The organism is Gemmata algarum (genome assembly GCF_034097035.1).
In the GTDB taxonomy this organism is placed as follows: Bacteria; Planctomycetota; Planctomycetia; order Gemmatales; family Gemmataceae; genus Gemmata; species Gemmata algarum.
This window is the reverse complement of the sequence record NZ_JAXBLV010000197.1, coordinates 25306-46901: the sequence shown is the minus strand read 5'-3', so window position 1 is coordinate 46901 and position 21596 is coordinate 25306. Positions and strand designations below refer to the sequence as shown.

Here is a 21596-nt window from a genome sequence, read left to right as displayed (position 1 = left end):
GCGACGCGGTCCGGGCGGCGCGGGCGCACGTCGCCGACCGGCCGCTCACGGCGGGGCTGGCCTTCGGGCTCGGCACGCTGATCGGGACCGCCGGCGTGCTCGTCACGTGGCGCCGGTCCCGGCGGTCGCCGGACGTGATCTCGCAGAACGGCATCGCCCGCACGTTCCAGAACATCCGGCTGTTCCACTCGATGACGGTGCTGGAGAACGTCCTCGTCGGCATGACCCGCGCGATCCCCGGCAGCCCGGTGCTGGCCGCGTGCGGGGCCGGCGCGGCGCGGCGCGCGGAGTCCGCGGCCGAGCGGCGGGCGGCCGAGCTGCTCGCGTTCGTCGGGCTGGCGGGCAAGCACAACGAGCTGGCCAAGAACCTCCCCTACGGCGACCAGCGGCGGCTGGAGATCGCCCGCGCGCTGGCCACCGCCCCGCGGCTCCTGCTGCTCGACGAGCCCGCCGCGGGCATGAACCCGAGCGAGACCGTCGACCTCATGGGGCTCATCCGCCGCATCCGCGACACCGGGGTGACGGTGCTCCTGATCGAGCACCACATGAACCTCGTCATGGGCATCTCGGACCGCATCGCGGTGCTCAACTTCGGGGTCAAGATCGCGGAGGGGACGCCCGCCGAGATCGCCCGCGACCCCAAAGTCATCGAAGCGTACCTCGGGTCGGAGGAAGTGTCGTGAGTGCCCCGCTGCTCGAAGTGCGCGACCTCGAAGCCGGGTACGGCCCGATCAACGTGCTGCACCGGCTCTCGCTGACGGTGAACCCCGGCGAGATCGTGACCATGATCGGCGCCAACGGCGCCGGCAAGACCACCACCCTCAACGCCGTCTCCGGCGTCGTGAAGACGCGGGCCGGGAGCGTCACGTTCGACGGGAAGCCGCTCGCCGGGGTGCCGGCGCACAACATCGTGCGGCTGGGGCTCGCGCAGTCGCCCGAGGGCCGCAAGATCTTCGCCCGGCTGACGGTGCGCGAGAACCTCGAGATGGGCGCGTTTACCCGCGCCGACGCCGACGGGGTCCGGGCCGACATCAAGAAGGCCTACGCGATGTTCCCGATCCTGGAGAAGCGCCAGGCCCAGCCGGGCGGGCTGCTCTCCGGCGGCGAGCAGCAGATGCTGGCCATCGCCCGCGCGCTCATGTCCCGGCCCAAGCTGCTGCTGCTGGACGAGCCGTCGCTCGGGCTGGCCCCGCAGATCGTGGTGCAGATCTTCGACGTGATCCGCACCCTGAACCGCGAGCAGGGGATGTCGGTGCTGCTGGTGGAGCAGAACGCCCGCATGGCGCTGAAGGTGGCGCACCGCGGGTACGTGCTGGAGACGGGCCGCATCACCTGCACCGACCGCGCCGACGTGCTGCTCCACGACCCCCGCATCCGCGAAGCGTACCTGGGCGAGTAGCCGGGAAGAACCTACCCCCGGCCCCCTCCCTGAAGGGAGTGAGGGGCCGACAACGCCGTTCCCGAAGCACTCCGGCGTGTTGGTGGGCCACTCGTTCGTCTCTATCGGCGCCACCCCCTCCCTTCAGGGAGGGGGCCGGGGGGTAGGTTCTTCCCCGGCCGGCGAGCGCTGTTACGCGAATCGCTTGCGCGCTCACGCGCGCGGGGCCGGCTCGTAAAACGAGCCCCATGAAAATCACCCGCCTCTCCACCGACCGCCTGCGCGTTCCGCTCGGAAAGCCCTCCCGGGTTTCGCTCACCGACCCGAAGCCGGCCGCGCCCGACGCGGTCGAACTCGTCCTCGTTCAGCTCGAAACCGACGCCGGCGTCAGCGGGCTGGGGTTCACCTACCTGCTCGGCGCGGGCGCCGCGGCGCTGCGGTCGCTGATCGACACCGAGCTGGCGCCGGTCGTCCTCAACGAGGACCCGCGCGACACGGACCGCCTCTTCGCCCGCGCCGAAGCGCGGTTCCGGGCCGCGGGGTTCGGCGGGCTCGCGGCGCGGGCGTACTCCGCGATCGACACCGCCCTCTGGGACGCGAAGGCGAAGGCCGCGAACGTCCCGCTGGCGAAGCTGCTCGGCAACGCGAAGCCGGGGGCGGCGTTCGTGGTGTCCGACGCCGCGACGGTCGGGCGCGACTCGGCCGAGGCGCTGAAGGCGCTCAAGCCGCACCTGAAGCACGGCGCGATGGGCGTGCGCATCGAGATCGGCGGCGGCGACGTGCAGGCCGACGCCGAGCGGGTGCGCGAGATCCAGGGCGGCCTGGGCGAAAACGGCTGGGTCGCCGTGACCGCCGAGTGCCGGTTCGACCTGGGCACCGCGCTGGCGCTCACGCACTTCTTCGAGGACGTGGGCGTTGACGTGTTCGAGGACCCCATCCCGACGGCCGACGCGGCCGGCTACGAGAAGCTCGCCCGGATCGCGGAGGTGCCCATCGCGGTCGGCGCGACGTTCGACACCCGCGAGGCGTTCTTCCAGGTGATCCGCGCGGGCACCGTGCGAACGGTTCGCCCCGACGTGTGCCGGCTCGGCGGCGTCACCCCGCTGCTGAAGGTGGCGGCGGTGGCGGAGGCGTACCACGTCGCGGTGTCGCCGGTGCGCATGACCGAGGTGGGCGTTCACCTCGCGTGCGGGCTGGCGTCGGTGCCGCACGTGGACTGCGTGTCGTGGTTCCGCGACGTGTTCACCGGCGGCCCCGGCTTCGAGGCCGGAAAGATGGTGCCCCACGCCGTACCGGGTCTGGGGCTCACGCTGAACGAAGAGTCCGCGGCCAAGTACCGCGTGTGACGCCCTCCGGTCCGAAGCGCGTGGGTGATGTTCGGCGTGCCCGGCCCGTTGGGATTGGCGCGCCGGGGGCGGCGCGGGCGGTGTTATGTTGGCGGGAAGTCGAACCGCCACGAGGTCCGCCATGTCCGCTCCGCGACTGCTGTTCCGTCACCTGCCGGTGTCCGGCCCGCCGGTGCCGGACGGGGAACTGCTGCGCCGGTACGCCGAGGGCCGCGACGAGTCGGCGTTCGCCGAGCTGGTGCGGCGCAACGGCCCGCTGGTGCTGCGCGCGTGCCGCAACGTGCTCCACAACCCGGCCGACGCCGACGACGCGTTCCAGTCGGCGTTCATCCTGCTGGCCCGGCACGCCGCCGGGCTGACCCGGGCCGCGTCCGTGGCCGGGTGGCTGCACACGGCCGCGGTGCGGTCGGCGCGGAACATCCGGCGCGGGGCCGCCCGGCGCCAGAAGCGCGAGGGCGCGAACCGCGAGCGGCCCGCCCCTTCACCGGCCGATGACACGCTGTGGGCGGAGCTGCGGGAGCGGATCGACGCGGAGCTGGCGCGGCTCCCGGAGGCGTACCGGGTGCCGCTGCTGCTGTGCTACGTGCAGGGGCTCAGCTACGCGGACGCGGCGCGGCGGCTGGGGTGCTCGGCGGGCGCGCTGCGGGGGCGGCTGGAGCGTGGCCGCGAGCTGTTGCGCGGGCGGCTCGGGCGGTGGGGGCTGCCGGCGGCGCTGGTGGCGGCTGGGGCGCCGGCTCCGGCCGTGGGCGCGGGTCTGCGGGCGTCCACCCTGGCGGCGGTACGGGGTGCCACCCGGACCGTTGGCGGATGGGTGAAGTGGGCCGCGCTGGTGCTCGTTGCCGGGGCGGTGGCCGGGGCCGGGCTGTCGGCGTTCCGCGCGCCCGGTGCGCCGCCCGAGCCGTCCCCACTCGCGGTGAAAGGGGCCGCGCGGCCCGAGAAGGGCGAGCCGGGCGCGAAGACCGACGCGGCCGGCGACCCGCTCCCGGTCGGGGCGCTGGTGCGGATGGGGTCGTCGCGGTTCCACCACGGGTCGAACGTTCAGCGACTGACGGTATCACCGGACGGCAAGTGGGTTGTTTCTGAAGGAATACAAGATTGCCACATTTGGGATTTGGCGACCGGACGGGAGCACGTTCCGGACTGGTTATCAAACGCCACCCGTCGCTCCGAATGGGTGGGAAAGGACTACGTCCTCCGGGATGGTGGTATTGGCCCGGCCGGCGACCGGCTTGTGGCACTGTTTGAGGTGCGGGCCGCGAAGCAAACGTACCTACAACTGCGGGACGCGATTACCGGGGCGGAGGTCGCCCGCGTTCTCAAACACCCGACCGACGCCGACGGGAGCGAGCGGCAGACGGTCACGGCAGACGGAAAGTGGGTGTTCCGCACTTACTGGTCTCAAGCCCCAAACGGGCCGGGAAAGGGGAAACAAATTGTTGAGACCGCAGACCTGACCGCGGCCTCCCCCCAAATGGTGAAGCGGCTGGAGTTCGATGATAGTAGCCAATACACGACCGTCTCGGCCGACGGGCGGGCCGCCTCATTCTCGTTCAGTGACTCCTGTCAGGTGTGGATCTGCGAACACGGACAATGAAGTTGAAGGTGCCGGCCAAGCGGAACGCACCCCCAATGGACGACGATTGCCCTTGCGGGACGCTCTCCCCTGACGGGAAAACGTTGGCAGTAGTGCATCCGAATGAGACGTTGGAGCTTTGGGACACTGCGACCCGGAAACAACGTCCGGCCCCCGCGGAGCCGCTCGGCAAATGGATGACGGTTCATTGTTTCTCGCCAGACGGTAAGCAAATCGTCGTTGCGTGCCCTCACGGACCGGTGTTGCGTGTGTGGGATGTGATGACCGGGCAGAAGGTGCGCGACTACCACGAGGACCGCGCCTGGGGGGCCGCGTTCACACCAGACGGCAAGCGAATCGCTATCGGACGGAACGACCGCGTGAACGTACTCGATGTGGTCACCGGGAAGCCGGTTCACGACTTCGGCGGACACAACGGCACCGTGTGGCGGGTCCGATTCACCCCGGACGGCCGGTTGCTGACTTACGGCGGGGAGGCCGTGATCGAGTGGGATCCGCGAACCGGACGTAAACTTGGCGAACGGAAATACAACGGCAGCTCGTACCTGGACACCTCCCGAGACGGAAAGCGGATCGTCACCACCGGCACGGACCAAAAGCTCCGGCTGTGGTCCCCCGGCCAGCTCAACGAACTGCATGTTGTTGCTCCGGACCGAGAGCCCTTGTTCTCCGTTCAGTTACACCCCGACGGTAAGGAGTTCGTCGTCGGCGGGGGCAAACCCGGTATCCAGGTGTTTGACGCCGGCACCGGCCGCCTCCGTCGAACGATCGCGGTCGGCGAGACCACATATCTGACCCAATTCTCACAGGATGGGCGGTGGCTCGTGTTTCAGCGAACGGGCGATCATGCGACTCTGGTCGTGTGGGACTGGGCCGCTGACAAGCAGTTGCTCACGTTGGACTTCGGTGAGCAGAGCTTGTGCGCTCAAAAAGCGTTCTCGACCGACGGGCGGCTGATGGCGGTGGGCAACAGCGAGGGGCACATCCGGGTGTTCGACCTGCGCACCGGCAAGCCGACGCACGAGGTGAACATGAACGGCTGTGCCGACGAACGTGCCTATTTAAGTAACCGCGTGTATGATCTTTCATTTTCCCCGGACGGACGGCTGCTCGCAACAGGAGCGGCCGACGGTGTCGTGCGGGTGTGGGAACTGGCGACCGGGAGCGAGCGGTTCCGGTTAGCCGGGCACCGCGGAGGCGTTTGGGCGCTCGCGTATTCCCCCGACGGTGCGCGGCTGGCGTCCGGGAGCGACGACCGGTCGGTGGTGACGTGGGACGCGACCGGCGCAGGGATGCCGATCGACCCGAAGCACCAGCCGAAGGACGCGGCGGATGCCTGGGTGCGGCTGGCGGACCGGGACGCGGCAGCCGGGTTCGCGGCGGTGCGGTACCTGTCGGCCCGCCCGGTGGACGCGGTGGCGCTCGCGAAGGGCGTGCGCCCGGTGCCGGCGGCGGACCCGAAGGTGGTGGCGGGTCTGGTCGAGAAGCTGGGGAGCGAGGACTTCGTGACGCGCGAGCAGTCGGAGAAGGAACTGGTGGCGCTGGGCGAGGGTGCGGCGGACGCACTGCGGGCTGAGCTGGCGCGGGCGACCGATGCGGAGTCGCGTCAGCGGCTGACGAAACTGCTGGCCCCGCTGGGCGGGCCGCCCCGGGCCGGCCCACGGCTCCAAGCGGTACGGGCGGTGGAGGTGCTGGAGCGCGTGGGCACGGCGGACGCGCGTGCGGCGCTGCGGGCGTGGGCGGGTGGGGCGCGCGGGGCGGAACTAACCGAGGCGGCGGGGGCCGCCCTCGCGCGGCTCGAGGCGGGTGGTGCTACGCCCAGGGGTCAGAACGAGTCGAAGCGCTGACGCACGTGATACCAAATCCGGCCGCGTCAAGTCGGGGCCGCGGTCGATCCGCATTCGTGCCCGCGTGGGGCGCACAGGGCGGGAGACCTGTGCGCCCCACGCGCGCGCCGTTTTCGCTACCGCCCGCGGGCGCTCCGGGGTACCATCAGCAGCCCGCCCCGGTTTCGTTCGGCCCCGCGGAAACCCAACATGACGCGCCTTTTGCTCGTCGCACTGTTTGCCATTGCCGCGCCCCTGTCACTCACCGCCCAAGAGAAGAAACCGGTGCGGCTCTTCGCCGAGGCCGAGGACTTCACCGTCACCTCGTCCGGCTGGAAGGTGCTGCCGTTCCGCGAGAACTACTACGCGGGCACGTTCGCGATCACCTTCCTCTCGCGCATGGCGTGCCTCAGCGCGCCCGAGGAGATCGGCCCGGACCGGAAGGCGGTCGCCGAACAAACCGTCACGATCCCCTACGCCGACGCCTTCGAGGTGATGGTGCGGTACGAGCAGCCGTTCCAGTTCGCCGCGGAGTTCACCGTCGAGGTGGAACAGGGGGGCAAGGTGCTGGCGAGCTTCCCGTGCGGGCGCCTGACCGACCCGAAGGTCTGGGCGTTCAACGACCACAAGCGGGTGCCGATGGAGCGGTACCCGTGGGGCGGCACCGACAACATCGTGTGGCAACAGCCCGGGAGCGTGAAGCTCGACGCCGGGCCGGCGAAGTTGCGCCTCATCGCGGCCGAGCAGAAGGACGGCGACAAGCCCCGCGTCAACGCCGCGAAGCGCAACATCGACGTGGTGTGCCTCACGAACGATAAGGCCGGGATGAAGGCCCAGGAGAAGACCCGCTACCTCGAGTTCGACGGCTGGCTGGTGCAGGACGGCGACGTGTTCGTCCGCTTCACCAACCCGAAGGACGCGCCGGCCCCGGTGGTGCCCGTCGTCGCCCCGTTCGATCAGGGGCAGCACTCGCCGTACCACGTCCACGTCCGCGACTGGCCCACGCAGCACGTCCTCAAGAGCGGGCGCGCGGTTAGCGAAACGGCGTTCGTCAACGCGGGGCCGCGCTCGACGAAGGTGAAGCCCGAATCACTGGCGAAAGTGGTCGACCTGCCTAAAGGCGACATCCCCGACGGCGAGTTCCTCCGCCCCGGTGACACGTCGGGGTGGGTGCCGATCGGGCAGTCGCTCGACGCGCTCAACTACTCGCAGTGGTTCCCGAAGGTCGTCTCGAAGGCCAAGGCGGACGGGGTGTATTTGCGCGTCGAGTTCGGGATTCCGGACGGACGAGGGGGCGTCAAGGTCGTCAAAGACGTGACCGTAAAAGGGCCGGCCCAGAACCTCTCGCCCGCGTGCTTCGACATCCCTGGGTGCGTGAACCCCAACCAGGACCACCTGCTCGCGCTGCTGAAGCGGTACTGGAAGCCGGACATCCGCACGCAGAAAGAGGTGCTCGACTACCTCAACGCCCAGGTCGCGAAGTTCCCGAAGGTGGGAAGCGTGCCGAAGCGGCTGCCGGTTTACAACATCATGGGGTTCGGCGGCGCGCTCGACGCGTTCCCCGAGGCGAAGCAGCTCGCGCTCGCGCTGGGCGACAACACCGCCGTGAACGCCGCGGGCAAAAAGCGCGAGCTGGTGGCCCACTGGGGCGACCCGTCCGTCGAGTGGATCAAGAAGCAGGAGGCCTCGCGCAAGGGCGGGTTCGACGACCTCGCCGTCGTGAGCTACGGCGACGAGATCCACCTGCCCGCGGTCCCGCTCACGGACGACGAGCTGGCCGCGTGGCTGAAGGAGAAGGGCGTCGCGGTCGAAGGGCCGGTGAAGTACACCACCGACCGGAAGGCCCCGCTCTACTACTACTCGCAGATCGCGGCCAAGGAGAAGGGCGCCGCGAAGTACGCTCCGGGCACCGCCTACTACAAGTCGAAGGGCGTGCTGACCGGCGCCAACTACTCGCCGCACGCGAACTACCTCGTCACCGAGCTCGACTACATCCGCCCCTTCAAGCTCAGGGCCATGTCGATGCCGTGGACCGAGGACTACGCGTGGCAGATCGCGGAGTTCAGCCCCCAGGTCGTCGGGTACCTCGCGAGCGGGCTGCGGGCCGGCGCCAAGTACGACGACCTGCCGATCCACATGTACGTGATGCCGCACTCGCCCGGGCAGATCCCCACCGAGTTCCGGCAGAGCTTCTACGCCTCGATCGCCCACGGCGCGAAGATGATCAACTACTTCTGCGCGACCCCGTCCGCGGTGGGGGCCACCGAGAACTACGTGGACAGCTACGACCTCAAGATGTGGAAGGAGATCTACACCTGCACGCACGAGGCCGGCGTCTTCGAGGACTACGTCGTCGACGGGAAGGTGCGGCCCGCGAAGGTGGGGCTCCTGCTTTCGAGCACGGACGAACTCATTACCGGCGTGAACAACTTCTCGCTGGCGGTCCACAACAACGAGCGCAAGGCCCTGTACTACGCCCTGCGGCACGCGCAGGTGCCGGTCGATTTCCTCTCCGAGGACGACGTGACCGAGGGCCGCGCGAAGGACTACAAGCTCATCTACCTCACCCAGCAGTACGTCCACTCGAAGTGCCTGGACGCGCTCCAGAAGTGGTGCGAGGCGGGCGGCACGGTCGTGGCGATGGCCGGCGGCGGGTACTGGAACGAGTTCCAGAAGGAGAACCCCGCGGCGCCGAAGTTCTACGGCGCCACGGGAAGCACGATCAACGCCGACCCGAAGCTCGTGTCCAAGTACCTTCTGAAGGACAACGTGCCGCTTCTGACGAAACACGATCTGCCGCAGTGCGAGCCGCTCGACATGGCGCAGTGGCACATCGGCGGGCTGTCGAAGCAGGACCCGGACCCGAACCCGAGCCCGAACCACGTGTTCAACGTGCCGGTGCTCGTGTGGAAGCAGCCGCTCACGGTGACCGACGGCACGACGATCGGGAAGTTCAAGGACGGCTCGCCCGCGGTGGTGGTGAAGGCGCACGGCCGGGGCCGCTCGATACTGTTCGGGTTCCTGCCCGGGCAGGCGTACCTCCAGAGCGCGCTGCCGGTGCGGCCGGTCGACCGCGGCGCGACCGCGGACAGCTTCGCGCACTTCCTGCCCACCGGGATGCGCCTGCACCTGCTGCCCCGGCTCACCGACGACCTCCTCGGGGCCGCCGGCCGCGACGCCAAACCGGTGGTGACCACCGACGGGCTGGTCGAGACCACCTGCATCGACACCCCGGCGAAGGGCGACGCACCCGCGCGGCTGGCGATCCCGCTCATCAACTGGGCCGGCGCGGAGGCGAGTTCGCTCACCATCACGGTCCGCGGGCTCGACAAGGTGAGCCGGGTGCGCAGCGTTGAGCGCGGCGAGATCAAGTACACGCAGGTGAAGGGCGGCATCCAAATTGTGATGCCACTGAACGTCGCGGACATGCTGCTGATCGACCGGTGAAACGGTCGTTGTCTGCCCCCTGGGACCGCGGCCGTCCCGGCCGCTGCTCTGCGTTTGGCGCCGCTCGGCGACAGACCGCCAGGCTGTTTCGCGGGCAGAGCAGCGGCCGGGACGGCCGCGGTCCCAGGGGCCGCCTTCACACCAAACACCGCGCTCGCCCCCTTCGAGGTTGTGACCATGCGAACCGCTCTCCCGCTCGTCGCGCTCGTCCTCTTCGCCGCGACGTGTCGGGCACAGCCCAAGGAGGCGCCGAAGGCGCCGTTCCGCTACGCGATGGGGACTGCGTACCACATCCTCCCGGGCACGCACACCGACGAGTCGGGCTACTTCTCGCTGTGCGAGGGGAAGAACGGCAAGGTCTACGTGGGCACCGCAGCTTACGGGCTCAACGCATACCTCGTCGAGTTCGACCCGAAAACCGGCAAGCAGCGCGTCGTCGTTGACGTGAACCAGGTGTGCGGGCTGCCGACGCCGAAGACCCCGACCTATGCGGCACAGTCGAAGATCCATACGCGGAACTTCGTCGCGCCGTCGGGCAAGATCTACGTGGGCAGCAAGCAGGGCTACCGGCGTGGCAAGGACGACACCGCGGACTACCCCGGCGGCTACGTCATGGCCTACGATCCCGAAACCGGCAAAACCGACAACTTCGGAATGCCGCTCAAGGGCGAGGGCGTCAACGACGTGACCGTCGACGAGGCCGCCGGCCTTGCATACGTGGTGACGTGTGAGGACCACCACTGGATGGTCCTCGACCTGAAGACCAAGAAGTACCGCGAGCCGGACCCGAACCTGCGCGTCGCCCCTTACGCCCAGACGCTGATCGACGGCAAAGGGCGCGCGGTGGTTCTTACGCGCGACTTCAAGCTGGCGCGCTTCGACCCCGCGACCAGCAAACTCGTGGTGCTCGAACTGGCGTCGGACGGGAAATCAGTCGGCTCGGCCGATGACAAGCTCGGCCCGGCGTGCTGGGCGCTGACCGCGGACGCCAAGAGCGCCTACCTGGTGCGCATGTCGGACGCGCGGCTGTTCCGGCTCGACCTCGCGGCCGAGGGGGCAACGGTGCCGGTCGCGGACTTGGGGCGGTTGATTGAGGGGAAAGGGTTCGATTCGCGCGGGTCACTGATCGTCGGCACGGACGGGAAGGTCCACGCGCTCTATCGCGTCGATAACGACACGAAGTTCGGCACCGGTTATCTGCACCATTTGGTTACTTACGATCCGGTGACCAAGACGCCGACGGACCGCGGGGTGCTGGGGGTGAAGAACCCGGACTGGTTCGACTTCGGCCCCGGACCGGACGGGAAGCCGAAGCCCTGGACCCACGGGTTCCACAAACTGCCCGACGGCACGCACACGCCGCTTCACGCGCACATGGCGCTAATCCAGACGAAGGACGGCACGTTCTATGCGACCGTCATTTACCCGTTCACGCTGCTGAAACTTGAACCGAAGGACTTGAAGTGAAGCGACGGCGCGTGCCGTGGCGCTGGCCTCACGGCACGCGCCGTTTGAACAGCATGTTGGTAACCGGCGTACCCGCACGTCCCGCCGCACCGGGTGTCGGAACCTGTCGGTCCAGCAGTTCCCACCCGGCCGCACCGAGGCCGTTGAGCACCTGCATCCTTTGGCTCGTCGGCGACGAATCTTTCTTGATCGTGAGCTTCAACTTCTCGGCCAGTTCGCTCCACTCTTTGACAGCGAACTCTTCGGTTCCCGCGGCCCAACGAAGGTTCAGTGTGCCCTCGACCGCGGGAACCTCGTTGCCGTCTTTGTCTTTCCCGGCCGGGCGTGCGGGGGAGCCCCGGAACGACAGCTCGGCGTACTCCCACTTCGGGACCGCCTTCTCTTGTGCAAAGGCGGTGTGAGAAGGGAGGATGAGCCAATGAGCCGCGACCAGGGCGACGATGGTAAATACGCGCATGGTGTTCTCCTTGTGAGCAAACACGCGCAGAATAACCACGCCCGGCGGGAGAAGCGAATGAGTTCGCGGTGAGTCCGTGGCGGCCGCGCTCGGGCGCTACTTGCTGTTCTTCTGCACGAACTCGCGGAATGACTTGTTCAGCGGGTCCGCGTTACTTACGAACTGGACGATGATGGTGTAGTGGTCGCGATCTTTGCACTTCATCAGCTCGAACGGGCTGCCGGCCTTCTTCAGCGCCGCGCCCATGTCCTCGGCCATCTTGTCGAGCAGCGGGAAATCGGCGTCCGCATAGGCGATGAAGAACGGCGGGCACTTCCCGGTCGCGTGCGCCAGCGGGGACGCCAGCGTGCAGACCTTCTCGTCCTTGCCGAACGGCACCTCGAACACCCGCTCCGTGTGCAGGATCTTGTACACGCCGCTCAGCGACGCCACGCCCCGGATGTCCGCCGCGCTGCACCGCTCGGCCTTCAGGTACTGCGGGTCGGTCGCCAGGAGCGAGACGAGGTGCCCGCCGGCCGAGTGCCCGCACAGGAACAACTGGTCCTTCTTACCGCCGTACTTGCCGATGTTGTCGCGGGTCCAGGCGAACGCCTTCGCGACATCCTCGATGTGCGCCGGGTGCTGCACCTTGGGCGAGAGTCGGTAGTTGCAGATCACGCACCCGATGCCGTCGGCCGCGAGCGACTTCCCGAGCACCTCGTACAGGTTCTTGTTGCCGGACTTCCACGAGCCGCCGTGGACGAACAGCACGGTCGGGAAGTCCTTCTTGCCCTTCGGCGTGTACACGTCGAGGACGTGTCGCTCCTTGTCGGCGTCCTTATCCGTGCGGTACGCGATGTCGGCGTGTTTCTCGTGCGCCTCGGGCTTGCCCTCGGCCGGCGCGGCGACACCGACCGCCACCAGCAGCGACAACAGATTCATCGCGGCCTCGTCGTCGTTGAGATCGAGTTGGGAAAAGAGCCGGAGATAACGATTGTAATTCACAAAACCCTCGCGGGAAGACGGGCACGAGAGTTAGAGCCCGCCCCCCGCGAGTGGATTCGCGGTCACCCGCCCAGAACCTGCGCGTACATCTCCTCGTTGAACCCGATCACGAGCGTCCGCCCGACGCGGGCGGTCGGGGCGCGGAGGTTCCCGGTCGGCCCCATCATCCGCGCGAGCAGCGTCGCGTCGTCGGGGCGGTCGGTCGTCAGGTCGAACGTCTCCACCTTCTTACCCTTCGCGGCGACGAGGGTTTCAACGCCGTCGAGCAGCGCGAGGGCCGCGTCGGCCCCGTAGCGGACCTTGGCGGCGTTGACGGCTTCGGTAACGGGCACAGATTCGGACCCAAGGAACCCCTGGGCTTTCTGGCACGTCATTCACCCGCGCCGCTCGTACAGCCAGTCGATTTGCTTCGCCATCGCGTCACCTACCTGTGAGGGAAACGGAAAGCCCGCGAACCACGTTCGCGGGCTTTCGTAGTAACCGGTCGGCCGTCTACTTCTTAACCTGTGGCGCGGAGCGCTCACGGCACCGCCGTCGAGAAGTCGCCGTCGATATCGACGGAACGACGACCGGCGGGGTTGTTCCAGACCGTCGATATCGACGGCGACTTCTCGACGATAGCGGTGCTGGAACAGCGCTCCCCGCGGAGCACGCATCGGAAAAAGCCCGGACGACGCAACATCGTCCTGCCCCAAAGGAGCGAGCTAAACCGACCGAACCGGTTGCTGGCGTTTTAAGGCGCGCGGGTGCGAAAAGGCAACCCACCCCCAACCCCTCCCTGCAGGGAGGGGAGCAAGGCGTGGAAAAGACGGACGCGTTCGAATGTCGCGCTTGTCTCTTGCTCCCCTCCCTGCAGGGAGGGGTTGGGGGTGGGTTCTTACGGCAACTCCAACTCGAACCGTTCCGCGTCCAGGAACGCGCCGGTTGCGAAGTCGTACACCCGGCGTGCGCCCGTCAGGCGTCGGCCGTCGATGGTGTAGTCGTGGTAGCCCCAGCGCTTCGTCTGCGTCGAGCTGCCGGTGCAAATGGTCGGGAACGGCAGGTTCGGCGCGACCGGCAGAACGTACCAGTGGTGACGGTGCCCGTGCAGCCACAGGCTCACCCCGCACTCGGCTGCGGCGTCGCGGGCGGCGTGCCAGTCGTGCAGCCGGTGCCACCGCGGTTCTACCGTGTGCCCTTCCTTAAGAAGTGGGTAGTGGCTGACCACAATGCGTGGGCCGTCGTCGAGCGACTTGCACAGCCTGCGGAACCGGTCCAACTGCGCGTGCCCGACCCGGCCGGTCGCGTCCCAGAACAGGAAGTTCGGCTTCGCGGAGTTCAGGGCGATCAACCACACGTGCCCCACCTTCCGCGCGAAGGGGTACACCTCGTTGCCGACGCGCTGGCCGTGCTGCCACGGGGCGAACGCGTCCTCAAAGTACCGGTCGCGGATGGCGCGGCCGGTGTACAGGTCGTGGTTCCCCGGTACGGCGAGCCCCGGCGGCAGCGAGTCGTCCCCGACGCCGATCCGGGTCGCGGCTTCACGCAGCTCCGCGGCGAAGCCCATCGTGCTCGCGTCCCCGGAGAACACGAGCTGATCGAACCCGCGGGTCGCGAACTCGCGGCGGAGCACGGTGGCCACGTCGCTGGCGTACCGGAACCGGGCGCCCCGGCCCAGGAACCGGACGTTCACCCAGCCGACGCTCCGCTTGTTGAACGTGTCCCTCACCCGCCACCCAAGCGGTTGGGCGGTCAGGTGGATGTCACTGAAGTGGGCCAGTCTCACCATTGCGGGGTGCGGAACTCGGGAATAGGGGATAAAATTCGCCACATGCGGCGAGCGCGGCGGTGGTGCTGCTGTCTTACGATACCGCATTCACGATTCTGCACGCCCCGTTTCTCCCATGATTACCTACAGCTTCCCGGGGAAAGTGGTTCTGGTCACCGGCAGCTCGCGCGGGATCGGCGCGGGGGTGCTGTCGGCGTTCGCCCGGGCCGGGGCGACGTGCGTGCTCCACTACTGGGCCGACCCGGACGGCGCGAACCAGAAAGACGCCGAGGCGCTCGCCGCCGAGCTGCGCGGGCTCGAAAGCAAACCGGCAGTTCACCCCTTCCCGGCCGACGTGCGCGATGCCGCGCAGGTCGAGGCACTCATGGCGCACGTGAAAGGGCAGTTCGGCGGGCTGGACGTGCTCGTCAACAACGCGGGCATCATCAAAGACCGCACACTGAAGAAGATGACGCTCGACGAATGGCATGCGGTGATCCAGACGAACCTTGATGGCGTGTTCCACTGTTGCAAATACGGGACCGAAATCATGCGCGACGGCGGGCGCGTGGTGAGCGTCGCGTCCGTTGCAGGGTTGGTCGGTTTTCACGGGCAGACCAACTACGCGGCGGCGAAGGCCGGCGTGATCGGCCTCACCCGTGTGCTCGCGAAGGAACTGGCCCGGCGCCAGATCACGGCCAACGCCGTGGCCCCCGGGGTGATCCAGACGCCGATGCTGGGCGAGATCAAGCCCGAGGTGATGGCCGAGTACCTGAAGCAGATCCCCGTCGGGCGGCTCGGCAAGCCGGACGACATCGCCAACGCCGTGCTGTTCCTGGCGTCCGAGGAGAGCGGGTACATCACCGGCCAGGTGCTTCCGGTCACCGGCGGGTGGATGTAACGACGGGTGCCTTGGGTTCCGGTCGTCACGTTTTCATGTGAGCGTAGGCCGTCGCACAGCCGCGGGCGGCTCGTTCGGTCTTGGATTCACGCACCCAGCGGTTTCGGCGCCGACGGATTCGGGAGCGCCCGGACCGGCTCCCGCGACCAACAAACGGGCGTCGCGGCTTCTGGCCGTACCCGCCGGCACAAGGTAAGTTGACCGCACCCCTCTCCCGAAGGCATTCCAATGAAACCGCACATCATCCGCAGTCTGGCTTTGTTCGGTCTGGTCGTTGCGGCGGCGGCCACCGCCCGCGCCCAGAACGCCAACCCAGATACGATCGAGATCCGGAACCGCAAGGACGGCACCACCAAAAACTACCGCGGGTACCTGAAGGTCAGCCCGGCCGGGTTCCAGGTGCTCACTGGCGACAAGCTCGATAAGGCCAGCGAACCCATCGCCCCGGACGACATCGTTAAGGTCACCGTCGGCGATCTGCCCAACATCAAGACCGAGGTGCTGGCGGCGGCACGGGAGAAGGAGGACGCGGCGCTCAAGGTTAAAGGGAACAAGTCGGCCACGAAGGAGTACGCGGACGCGGTGACCGCGTACCGGGAACTCGGCAAAGCGTCCGGCCTGCCGGACCGTACCAAACGGTACCTGGACTTTAAGGTGGTGTCCCTGAACCAGCGCCCGGTGGACGAGATGGACGCCGCCGACCCGGCGGGCAAAGAGGCCTGGGGCAAAGCCGCGGACAAGGTCACCGCGGACTGGAAGGACTTCATAAGCACGTACAACGCGGCGGGTAAAGTGGGGTGGGAGGTGTGGGCGGCGGCGAGGGCCGCGACCCGGCTCCAGACCGAGCGCGGCAAGTACGACGAAGCGGCGTCGGTCTGGGGGAGCCTGCGGCGGTCCAAGGAGTTGCCCGCGGACGCGCGGCTGGAGGCCGGCCTCCAGGAGATCGACTTCCAGATCCGGGCGAAGGCGTACTCGAACGCGGCGCTGACGGCGGCGGACCCGGAAATGCAAAAGGCGACCGGCTCGCGCAAGGAGCGCTTGGCCATTTACGAACTGGCCGCGAAGGCCGGGGGCGAGGGCAAGCAACTCGACGGGGTGGACAAGATCAAGGCCGCGATGGACAAGACGAAGGACCCGACGGTCCACGCGGCGGGGTACGCGATGATGGGCGAACTGTACCTCGCTGCTGGCAAGCCCCGCGACGCGATGTGGATGTTCCTGTGGGTGGAAACGGTGGTGAACCAGGACAAGGACGAGGTGTTCAAGGCGATCGCCCGGCTCACCGAGCTATTCGACGCTCAGGCGGACGAGGAGCAGAGCAAGAAGTACCGCGAGAAGATTAAACGCTTCCGGCTAATCGCTTAGGTTGATATTAGACTGTGGCCAACGGTGCTTACCGCAAAAGCACGAAGGACATCCGGAAAACAGCGCGCGGGGGCGATCACGAACGCTGGAGGCTCAGACACAGCCCCAGCGTTCCTTGAAGCGGGTTTTGTACTTTTCGCCTCTTGCCTGTAATGCCGCACCTCACGTCTTCTCTGTTCTCCTTCGTGACAGCCTTTGCACCCTGGGTCCGGTTCTTCCAGTCGTTCGTTTTGCGGCATCCGCCGCATCGACCTTCCCTGATCTTTGGATTGTCGGGTTCTGGCGCTCGGGGTAAACTGTGCAAAGATTGCCCGTTGTTGTCGGTACGAGGCGATTCGCATGTGGGCGCTTGCATTTCTCGCGGCCGAAGGCGCGGCCGATGACCCGCTGAGCCGGCCCGAACTGCTGTACGGTATCGCCGGCCTCGTGCTCGCGCTGCTCGGCGGCGCTATTGCCATCTCGCTCGCCGACCGGTGGCGCAAGCGTTCCGCCGCGCCGGTCGGGGTCGATGAAACGGACATGCTGACCACCTACCGCGACATGTACGAGCACGGCGAGTTGACCGACGGCGAGTACGCGGAGCTGCGCCGCCGGGTGGCGGAAAAGGTGAAGAACATGCCGGTCCCCGCCAAGCCGCCGGCGCCGGACCCGAGCGGCCGACCCGACCCGGCGAAACTCGCGCCCCCGGCGCCCCCGGCCGCGGGCGGGCGGCTCGATCCGGACGCCCCCACCGTGCCGACCGAACTGCCCCCGCCGGCCGGAACCGCTTAACCGGCGTCGCTGGCGCAACCGGCGCGGCTCGCCGGCCAGTGGACGCGATTGCGCCTGTTCTCCGGTTCCTGCGCGCCTCGACTCTGACCGGACGGTATGATTAGGCTGAAGTCGCGGCCGACCCGCCGTCGCGACCCGAAAACGCCTGGTGCGCGGAGCCCGAGCGGCCCGCACAATGCGAACGTTACCTCAACCGACATTTTTAGATCGGGGAGCCCAATGGCTTCGGACCGCACTACCGGTGGTGAATCTGGCGGACGCCGTCCCCCCGGCACCGCCGGCCGCAACCGCAACGCGTACTGCTCGTTCTGCCGGCGCAGCCACCGCGACGTCGGGCCGCTCGTCGAAGGCCCCGGCGACGTGTACATCTGCGGCGAGTGCATCGAGCTCTGCCAGTCGATCATCGACCAGGAGAAGAAGCGCCGCGGCGGCCCGAAGACGGCCACGTCCAACACCCCGACGCCGCGGACGATCAAGGAGAAGCTCGACGGCTACGTGATCGGCCAGCAGCGCGCCAAGCGGGTGCTGTCGGTCGCGGTCCACAACCACTACAAGCGCCTCTCGCTGGACCCGGCCAGCCGGCACGAGGTGGAGATCGAGAAGAGCAACATCCTGTTCGTCGGCCCCACGGGCAGCGGCAAAACGCTGCTGGCCCGCACGCTGGCGAAGATCCTCGACGTGCCGTTCGCGATCGGCGACGCCACCACCCTCACCGAGGCCGGCTACGTCGGCGAGGACGTCGAGAACCTGCTCCTGAAGCTGCTCCACGCCGCCGACTTCGACATTGAGGCGGCCCAGCGCGGCATCATCTACATCGACGAGATCGACAAGATCGCGAAGACCAGCCAGAACGTCTCGATCACCCGCGACGTGTCGGGCGAGGGGGTCCAGCAGGCGCTCCTGAAGATGCTCGAGGGGACGGTGAGCAACGTGCCCCCGCAGGGCGGGCGGAAGCACCCCGAGCAGCAGTACATCCAGGTCGACACGTCGAACATCCTGTTCATCTGTGGTGGCACGTTCGTCGGGCTCGAGGACATCATCTCGCGCCGGCTGGGTCGCAAGAGCATCGGGTTCGGAGCGGTGGACCAGGAGCAGCGCGAGAAGACCCTCGGCGAGCTGTTGAGCCAGGTGACCGCCGACGACCTGATCGAGTTCGGGATGATCCCCGAGTTCGTCGGCCGCCTCCCGGTGCTGGCCCCGCTCGACCCGCTCGACGAGGAGGCGATGCTCCGCATCCTCACCGAGCCGAAGAACGCGCTGGTGCGGCAGTACCAGAAGCTGTTCGAGATGGAGGGCGCGGAGGTCGAGTTCGAGGTCAACGCGCTGAAGGAGATCGCGCGGCTGGCGAAGGCCCGCGACACCGGCGCCCGCGGGCTGCGGGCGATCGTGGAGGACGTGATGCTCGACGTGATGTACGACCTGCCCGAAATGGAGCACAAGGGCAAGCACGTGATCACCGCCGAGATCGTCCGCGGCGAGCGCAAGCTGAGCGAGAAGAAGCCCGGCAAGAAGAGCGCGTGACCGAATTGGGGAGGGGGAACCCAACGAGCGCCCGCGGGAGGAACCCGCGGGCGCTCTCGTTTTCGGGTACCGCCCGCGGCCCCGGTGCGATGACCGACTGCATTAGAACAGGCAACGGAACGCGTGGGCGGTCGTAGCTCTTCTTCGGTCGCCCCATCCTCGTCAACAAACGACCGCCCCCGGTATCACGCCGCCGTCACGCGCCCGCGTCGGTACCGTCGAGGTGCAGGTGCGGGCTCACCCCCTGGCCGCCGCGCAGCTCGATCACCCGGTCGGCGCGCCCCTGGGTCAGCAGGGCGGTGAGGTCCACGCCCATCTGCTTGAGCCGCTCCAGGTGCGCCCGCTGCCGCTCGTCGGCCCGGGCGCGCAGCTCCTGCTCGGCCTCCGCGTCCCGCCGCCGCTGCTCGCGCAGGGACGCGCGCTCCGCCTCCTTCTGGGCCCGCTCGGCCTCCTGGCGCTTGCGCGTCAGGTCGATCTCGGTGTCCACCTCGATCGCCTGCTCGGTCCGCCGGCGCGCAGTTCGTCGCATGCAGCGGCTGTCGAAGCGGTGCAGGCTAGCTAGTTATAGAATATTAAATAAATGCATTAATAGTATTTTGATATGTAAATTGTCTGTTGTTGGGGGTGGAGCGTGCGGCGTCGGAAATTACGGGAAAAAAAATCGTTGACAGGCACAGGTGAATGGGACTAACATTCGCCATCGCGTTGATGATGACGAGGTCGCAGGAGATGCGGCTAGAAGTGTTTATTGATAGTTATTTTGTTAGATTGACGTGTTATTATTTTCTATATTAACATGGGTCGTTTTGATGATTTCGCACGCGAAATGGGCGGTTGTTGCCAAATGGGCACTCTTGACGGGTCTGTTGGCCGGGGGCGGATACGCCGGCGTCGCTGGCGTGTTGCAGGTGGCGGGTAAGCGCACTCCGGCCGGCCTGTCCGTGACACCCCCCGAGTTCGATCTCGGCGAGCACAAAGCGGGGCACGTCGCAAAAGTCAGCGTGCAACTTGTCAACGACTCTCCAGCTCCGGCCCGGGTACTCGGCGTTTACAAGGACTGCACCTGCCTGATGGTCGATGCCCCCTTTCCCGTTGAGATCCCGGCCGGGGGGGTGATCACCATACCGGTGGAAGTAGCCTTCCCGGCTCCCCCCGGGCCGTTCGTCAGCAAGTTGGCGTTCTTCACCGATGAGCAACACATTCGGCAACTGCGGGTCAAGTTGGCCGGCGCAACTTCCCGCGGCTGACCGCTCGGAAACGCACCTGGGAAGAGGTTATTTGAGAACAACCCTGCTCCAGCCGCACGCTTCCCAGGGCGTCTGAAAACATCGTGCGCAGGCGGGGTTGAGGAGGTCTGAGATGAGCAGCACGCTGAACCGGATCGCGGCCAAGACCCTCTGCACCCTGGCGCTGGCCATGTTGACCTTCGCGGTCGTTCGTGCGGACGATCCCGTTCCCGATCCCAGCACTGACGAGCCCGTTTTCGGCATCAACTGCCTCTTCGCGAGCTGCAAGACTGACGGGGACGGCAACTACGAGGTCGGAAAGGCGTGCGGGGGGGTATACACCGGCACATGCACATGCTACAAATTGGGCAAAGATAAGTACGGATGTCAGTAATTTGACTCTGGTAGCCACCGGGAGCGCCGCCCGGTGGCTCACACCCAACCCGTCTGTTGGACCGTAGCGGTTCCGGAGTGAATGCCCCGATGGCCATACCCATGCGACTACTCGCGTTCTTCTCCGCCTTATCGATCATGGCGTCCCCTGCCGGTCGGGCAGCCGCGAACGAGAGCGGCGATCTCAAAGGCGCCCTGATCGACCGGGCCGGGGGCTGGCGTGACCTAAAGGACGCCGGCCCGGCTCACCTGGTGTATGCGGCCACCGACACCTTCAAGGGCAAAGTCATCCGCCGCCAGGACATCGTCTACCGCAGGGGGGCTGGCGCCCGGGTTGTCGTCGAGGCCGAGAAGACGATGCCGGCCGCGAGCGGCGCCCGGAAAGTCTACGGGATGAACCCCGACTACAGCTTCGTTGTCGCCCGAGGGGGGAGCGGCAAGGCGTGGTCGCTCCAGGGGCTGGGGAAAACCGCAGACGGGGAGATGCAGCGCGTGCTGGCGGACCAATATGTGTACGTGATTGAGCCCTGGCGGGTCTTCCTGGACGTCGGGCTACCCGAGGCCATCGCAGCCGCCGGCACAGAAATTGTCTCCGTTGTGGACGACGCCCCGTCTCAAGGGCTAACCAAAGTCACTCTGACGACCCCGGCTGTCGAGGCAGCCGGGCCGGGGGTACGGAACACGTACAGCGTCGTGTTCGACCGGAATAACCGGTGGATGATTCGGGAGATCGCGTCCCGTCCCGACACCGGGCCGGGCAAGCCCCGATTGAAGAACGTAACCACCTTTGAGTACACCCGGCCCGCCGGTTATGCCATCCCGGTCGTCTCATTGTTCAAGTCTGAATCGCGAAGTGACGATGGGAAATTCTTCGACCTACTCACATACGAGCTCGTGGAAGCTCGGCCGGCGGACGGCATCGGCGAGGCGCCGTTTCGCTTGAGTCATTACAACCTTCCGGAACCGAGTCCCCCGCCCCCGTCACCGAGTTCCGGGGGGGGGCGACTCGGGGCGTGGGTGTATTTCCTGGCAGGCAGCCTGGGGATCGGGGCGGTCGGCCTCTTCTTCTTGAGACGGAAGTGAGTGCTTGCTGATGCGGGGCGCCAAGGACGATCGTTGTTCTGGGGCCAAGCCGCGGTTCAACGCCCGGCCGTCGCTCTTCGAACCGAACTA

Annotated in this window: 18 protein-coding genes and 1 pseudogene; 14 read left to right on the top strand and 5 right to left on the bottom strand. The window is 67.4% G+C overall.

Annotated features, from left to right (window positions below):
* Positions 1–128: 128 nt before the first annotated feature.
* The 7 genes and pseudogenes from R5W23_RS32765 to R5W23_RS21055 form a co-directional block, all read left to right on the top strand.
* Positions 129–683 (top strand): annotated as a pseudogene (locus R5W23_RS32765) (ABC transporter ATP-binding protein); the annotation flags it as partial.
* Positions 680–1399 carry an ABC transporter ATP-binding protein gene (locus R5W23_RS21080; protein ID WP_261189167.1) on the top strand — a complete coding sequence of 240 codons (720 nt, stop codon included), beginning with the start codon at positions 680–682 and terminating at the stop codon, positions 1397–1399. The pseudogene R5W23_RS32765 and the gene R5W23_RS21080, both read left to right, overlap by 4 nt.
* Positions 1400–1626: 227 nt before the next feature.
* Positions 1627–2724 carry a mandelate racemase/muconate lactonizing enzyme family protein gene (locus R5W23_RS21075; RefSeq protein WP_320687986.1) on the top strand — a complete coding sequence of 366 codons (1098 nt, stop codon included), beginning with the start codon at positions 1627–1629 and terminating at the stop codon, positions 2722–2724.
* 121 nt (positions 2725–2845) lie between these two features.
* Positions 2846–4318: an RNA polymerase sigma factor gene (locus tag R5W23_RS21070; RefSeq protein WP_320687985.1), complete on the top strand. Its 1473-nt coding sequence runs from the start codon at positions 2846–2848 to the stop codon at positions 4316–4318.
* A 248-nt stretch (positions 4319–4566) separates the two neighbouring features.
* On the top strand, positions 4567–6165 hold the full coding sequence (locus tag R5W23_RS21065) for a WD40 repeat domain-containing protein (protein ID WP_320687994.1): 1599 nt from the start codon (positions 4567–4569) through the stop codon (positions 6163–6165).
* A 189-nt stretch (positions 6166–6354) separates the two neighbouring features.
* Positions 6355–9591, top strand: coding sequence for a type 1 glutamine amidotransferase family protein (locus tag R5W23_RS21060; protein ID WP_320687984.1), 3237 nt, complete (start codon positions 6355–6357; stop codon positions 9589–9591).
* A gap of 177 nt (positions 9592–9768) precedes the next feature.
* Entirely contained in the window at positions 9769–11058 is a 1290-nt protein-coding gene (locus R5W23_RS21055) for an NHL repeat-containing protein (RefSeq protein ID WP_320687983.1), read from the top strand.
* 28 nt (positions 11059–11086) lie between these two features.
* Here the strand turns inward: R5W23_RS21055 and R5W23_RS21050 are convergent, their stop codons facing one another.
* From R5W23_RS21050 to R5W23_RS21035, 4 genes are all read right to left on the bottom strand, one after another.
* Positions 11087–11515 carry a hypothetical protein gene (locus R5W23_RS21050; RefSeq protein ID WP_320687981.1) on the bottom strand — a complete coding sequence of 143 codons (429 nt, stop codon included), beginning with the start codon at positions 11513–11515 and terminating at the stop codon, positions 11087–11089.
* A 96-nt stretch (positions 11516–11611) separates the two neighbouring features.
* Positions 11612–12436: an alpha/beta hydrolase gene (locus R5W23_RS21045; RefSeq protein ID WP_320687980.1), complete on the bottom strand. Its 825-nt coding sequence runs from the start codon at positions 12434–12436 to the stop codon at positions 11612–11614.
* A 125-nt stretch (positions 12437–12561) separates the two neighbouring features.
* Positions 12562–12915 carry an ArsC family (seleno)protein gene (locus tag R5W23_RS21040; RefSeq protein WP_320687979.1) on the bottom strand — a complete coding sequence of 118 codons (354 nt, stop codon included), beginning with the start codon at positions 12913–12915 and terminating at the stop codon, positions 12562–12564.
* A gap of 461 nt (positions 12916–13376) precedes the next feature.
* Positions 13377–14267: a metallophosphoesterase family protein gene (locus R5W23_RS21035; RefSeq protein ID WP_320687978.1), complete on the bottom strand. Its 891-nt coding sequence runs from the start codon at positions 14265–14267 to the stop codon at positions 13377–13379.
* A 115-nt stretch (positions 14268–14382) separates the two neighbouring features.
* Here R5W23_RS21035 and R5W23_RS21030 point away from each other — a divergent pair, with 115 nt between their 5' ends.
* From R5W23_RS21030 to clpX, 4 genes are all read left to right on the top strand, one after another.
* Positions 14383–15147, top strand: coding sequence for a 3-oxoacyl-ACP reductase family protein (locus R5W23_RS21030; protein WP_320687977.1), 765 nt, complete (start codon positions 14383–14385; stop codon positions 15145–15147).
* Positions 15148–15375: 228 nt separating this feature from the next.
* Positions 15376–16512 (top strand): hypothetical protein, encoded by a 1137-nt coding sequence (locus R5W23_RS21025; protein ID WP_261189156.1) that lies wholly within the window; start codon positions 15376–15378, stop codon positions 16510–16512.
* Between the two features lie 339 nt (positions 16513–16851).
* Positions 16852–17283 carry a hypothetical protein gene (locus tag R5W23_RS21020; RefSeq protein ID WP_320687976.1) on the top strand — a complete coding sequence of 144 codons (432 nt, stop codon included), beginning with the start codon at positions 16852–16854 and terminating at the stop codon, positions 17281–17283.
* A gap of 219 nt (positions 17284–17502) precedes the next feature.
* Complete coding sequence (clpX, locus tag R5W23_RS21015; RefSeq protein WP_261189154.1) at positions 17503–18804, top strand: ATP-dependent Clp protease ATP-binding subunit ClpX; 1302 nt, start codon at positions 17503–17505, stop codon at positions 18802–18804.
* Positions 18805–19000: 196 nt separating this feature from the next.
* Here the strand turns inward: clpX and R5W23_RS21010 are convergent, their stop codons facing one another.
* Positions 19001–19333: a hypothetical protein gene (locus tag R5W23_RS21010; protein ID WP_320687975.1), complete on the bottom strand. Its 333-nt coding sequence runs from the start codon at positions 19331–19333 to the stop codon at positions 19001–19003.
* A 280-nt stretch (positions 19334–19613) separates the two neighbouring features.
* Between R5W23_RS21010 and R5W23_RS21005 the strand changes: the two genes are divergently transcribed.
* The 3 genes from R5W23_RS21005 (at position 19614) to R5W23_RS20995 (ending at position 21506) form a co-directional block, all read left to right on the top strand.
* Positions 19614–20051 (top strand): hypothetical protein, encoded by a 438-nt coding sequence (locus tag R5W23_RS21005; RefSeq protein WP_320687974.1) that lies wholly within the window; start codon positions 19614–19616, stop codon positions 20049–20051.
* A 112-nt stretch (positions 20052–20163) separates the two neighbouring features.
* Positions 20164–20424 (top strand): hypothetical protein, encoded by a 261-nt coding sequence (locus R5W23_RS21000; protein ID WP_320687973.1) that lies wholly within the window; start codon positions 20164–20166, stop codon positions 20422–20424.
* Positions 20425–20513: 89 nt separating this feature from the next.
* Positions 20514–21506: a hypothetical protein gene (locus R5W23_RS20995; protein ID WP_320687972.1), complete on the top strand. Its 993-nt coding sequence runs from the start codon at positions 20514–20516 to the stop codon at positions 21504–21506.
* The last annotated feature ends 90 nt before the right edge of the window (positions 21507–21596 follow it).

Excerpts from the sequence above, each read along its gene's own strand:
- R5W23_RS20995 (WP_320687972.1), top strand. The coding sequence starts at position 20,514 with ATGGCCATACCCATGCGACTACTCGCGTTCTTCTCCGCCTTATCGATC.
- R5W23_RS21020 (WP_320687976.1), top strand. The coding sequence starts at position 16,852 with ATGTGGGCGCTTGCATTTCTCGCGGCCGAAGGCGCGGCCGATGACCCG.
- R5W23_RS21030 (WP_320687977.1), top strand. The coding sequence starts at position 14,383 with ATGATTACCTACAGCTTCCCGGGGAAAGTGGTTCTGGTCACCGGCAGC.
- clpX (WP_261189154.1), top strand. The coding sequence starts at position 17,503 with ATGGCTTCGGACCGCACTACCGGTGGTGAATCTGGCGGACGCCGTCCC.
- R5W23_RS21005 (WP_320687974.1), top strand. The coding sequence starts at position 19,614 with ATGATTTCGCACGCGAAATGGGCGGTTGTTGCCAAATGGGCACTCTTG.
- R5W23_RS21025 (WP_261189156.1), top strand. The coding sequence starts at position 15,376 with ATGAAACCGCACATCATCCGCAGTCTGGCTTTGTTCGGTCTGGTCGTT.
- R5W23_RS21045 (WP_320687980.1), bottom strand. The coding sequence starts at position 12,436 with ATGAATCTGTTGTCGCTGCTGGTGGCGGTCGGTGTCGCCGCGCCGGCC.
- R5W23_RS21060 (WP_320687984.1), top strand. The coding sequence starts at position 6,355 with ATGACGCGCCTTTTGCTCGTCGCACTGTTTGCCATTGCCGCGCCCCTG.
- R5W23_RS21050 (WP_320687981.1), bottom strand. The coding sequence starts at position 11,515 with ATGCGCGTATTTACCATCGTCGCCCTGGTCGCGGCTCATTGGCTCATC.
- R5W23_RS21055 (WP_320687983.1), top strand. The coding sequence starts at position 9,769 with ATGCGAACCGCTCTCCCGCTCGTCGCGCTCGTCCTCTTCGCCGCGACG.
- R5W23_RS21010 (WP_320687975.1), bottom strand. The coding sequence starts at position 19,333 with ATGCGACGAACTGCGCGCCGGCGGACCGAGCAGGCGATCGAGGTGGAC.
- R5W23_RS21075 (WP_320687986.1), top strand. The coding sequence starts at position 1,627 with ATGAAAATCACCCGCCTCTCCACCGACCGCCTGCGCGTTCCGCTCGGA.
- R5W23_RS21000 (WP_320687973.1), top strand. The coding sequence starts at position 20,164 with ATGAGCAGCACGCTGAACCGGATCGCGGCCAAGACCCTCTGCACCCTG.
- R5W23_RS21035 (WP_320687978.1), bottom strand. The coding sequence starts at position 14,267 with ATGGTGAGACTGGCCCACTTCAGTGACATCCACCTGACCGCCCAACCG.
- R5W23_RS21070 (WP_320687985.1), top strand. The coding sequence starts at position 2,846 with ATGTCCGCTCCGCGACTGCTGTTCCGTCACCTGCCGGTGTCCGGCCCG.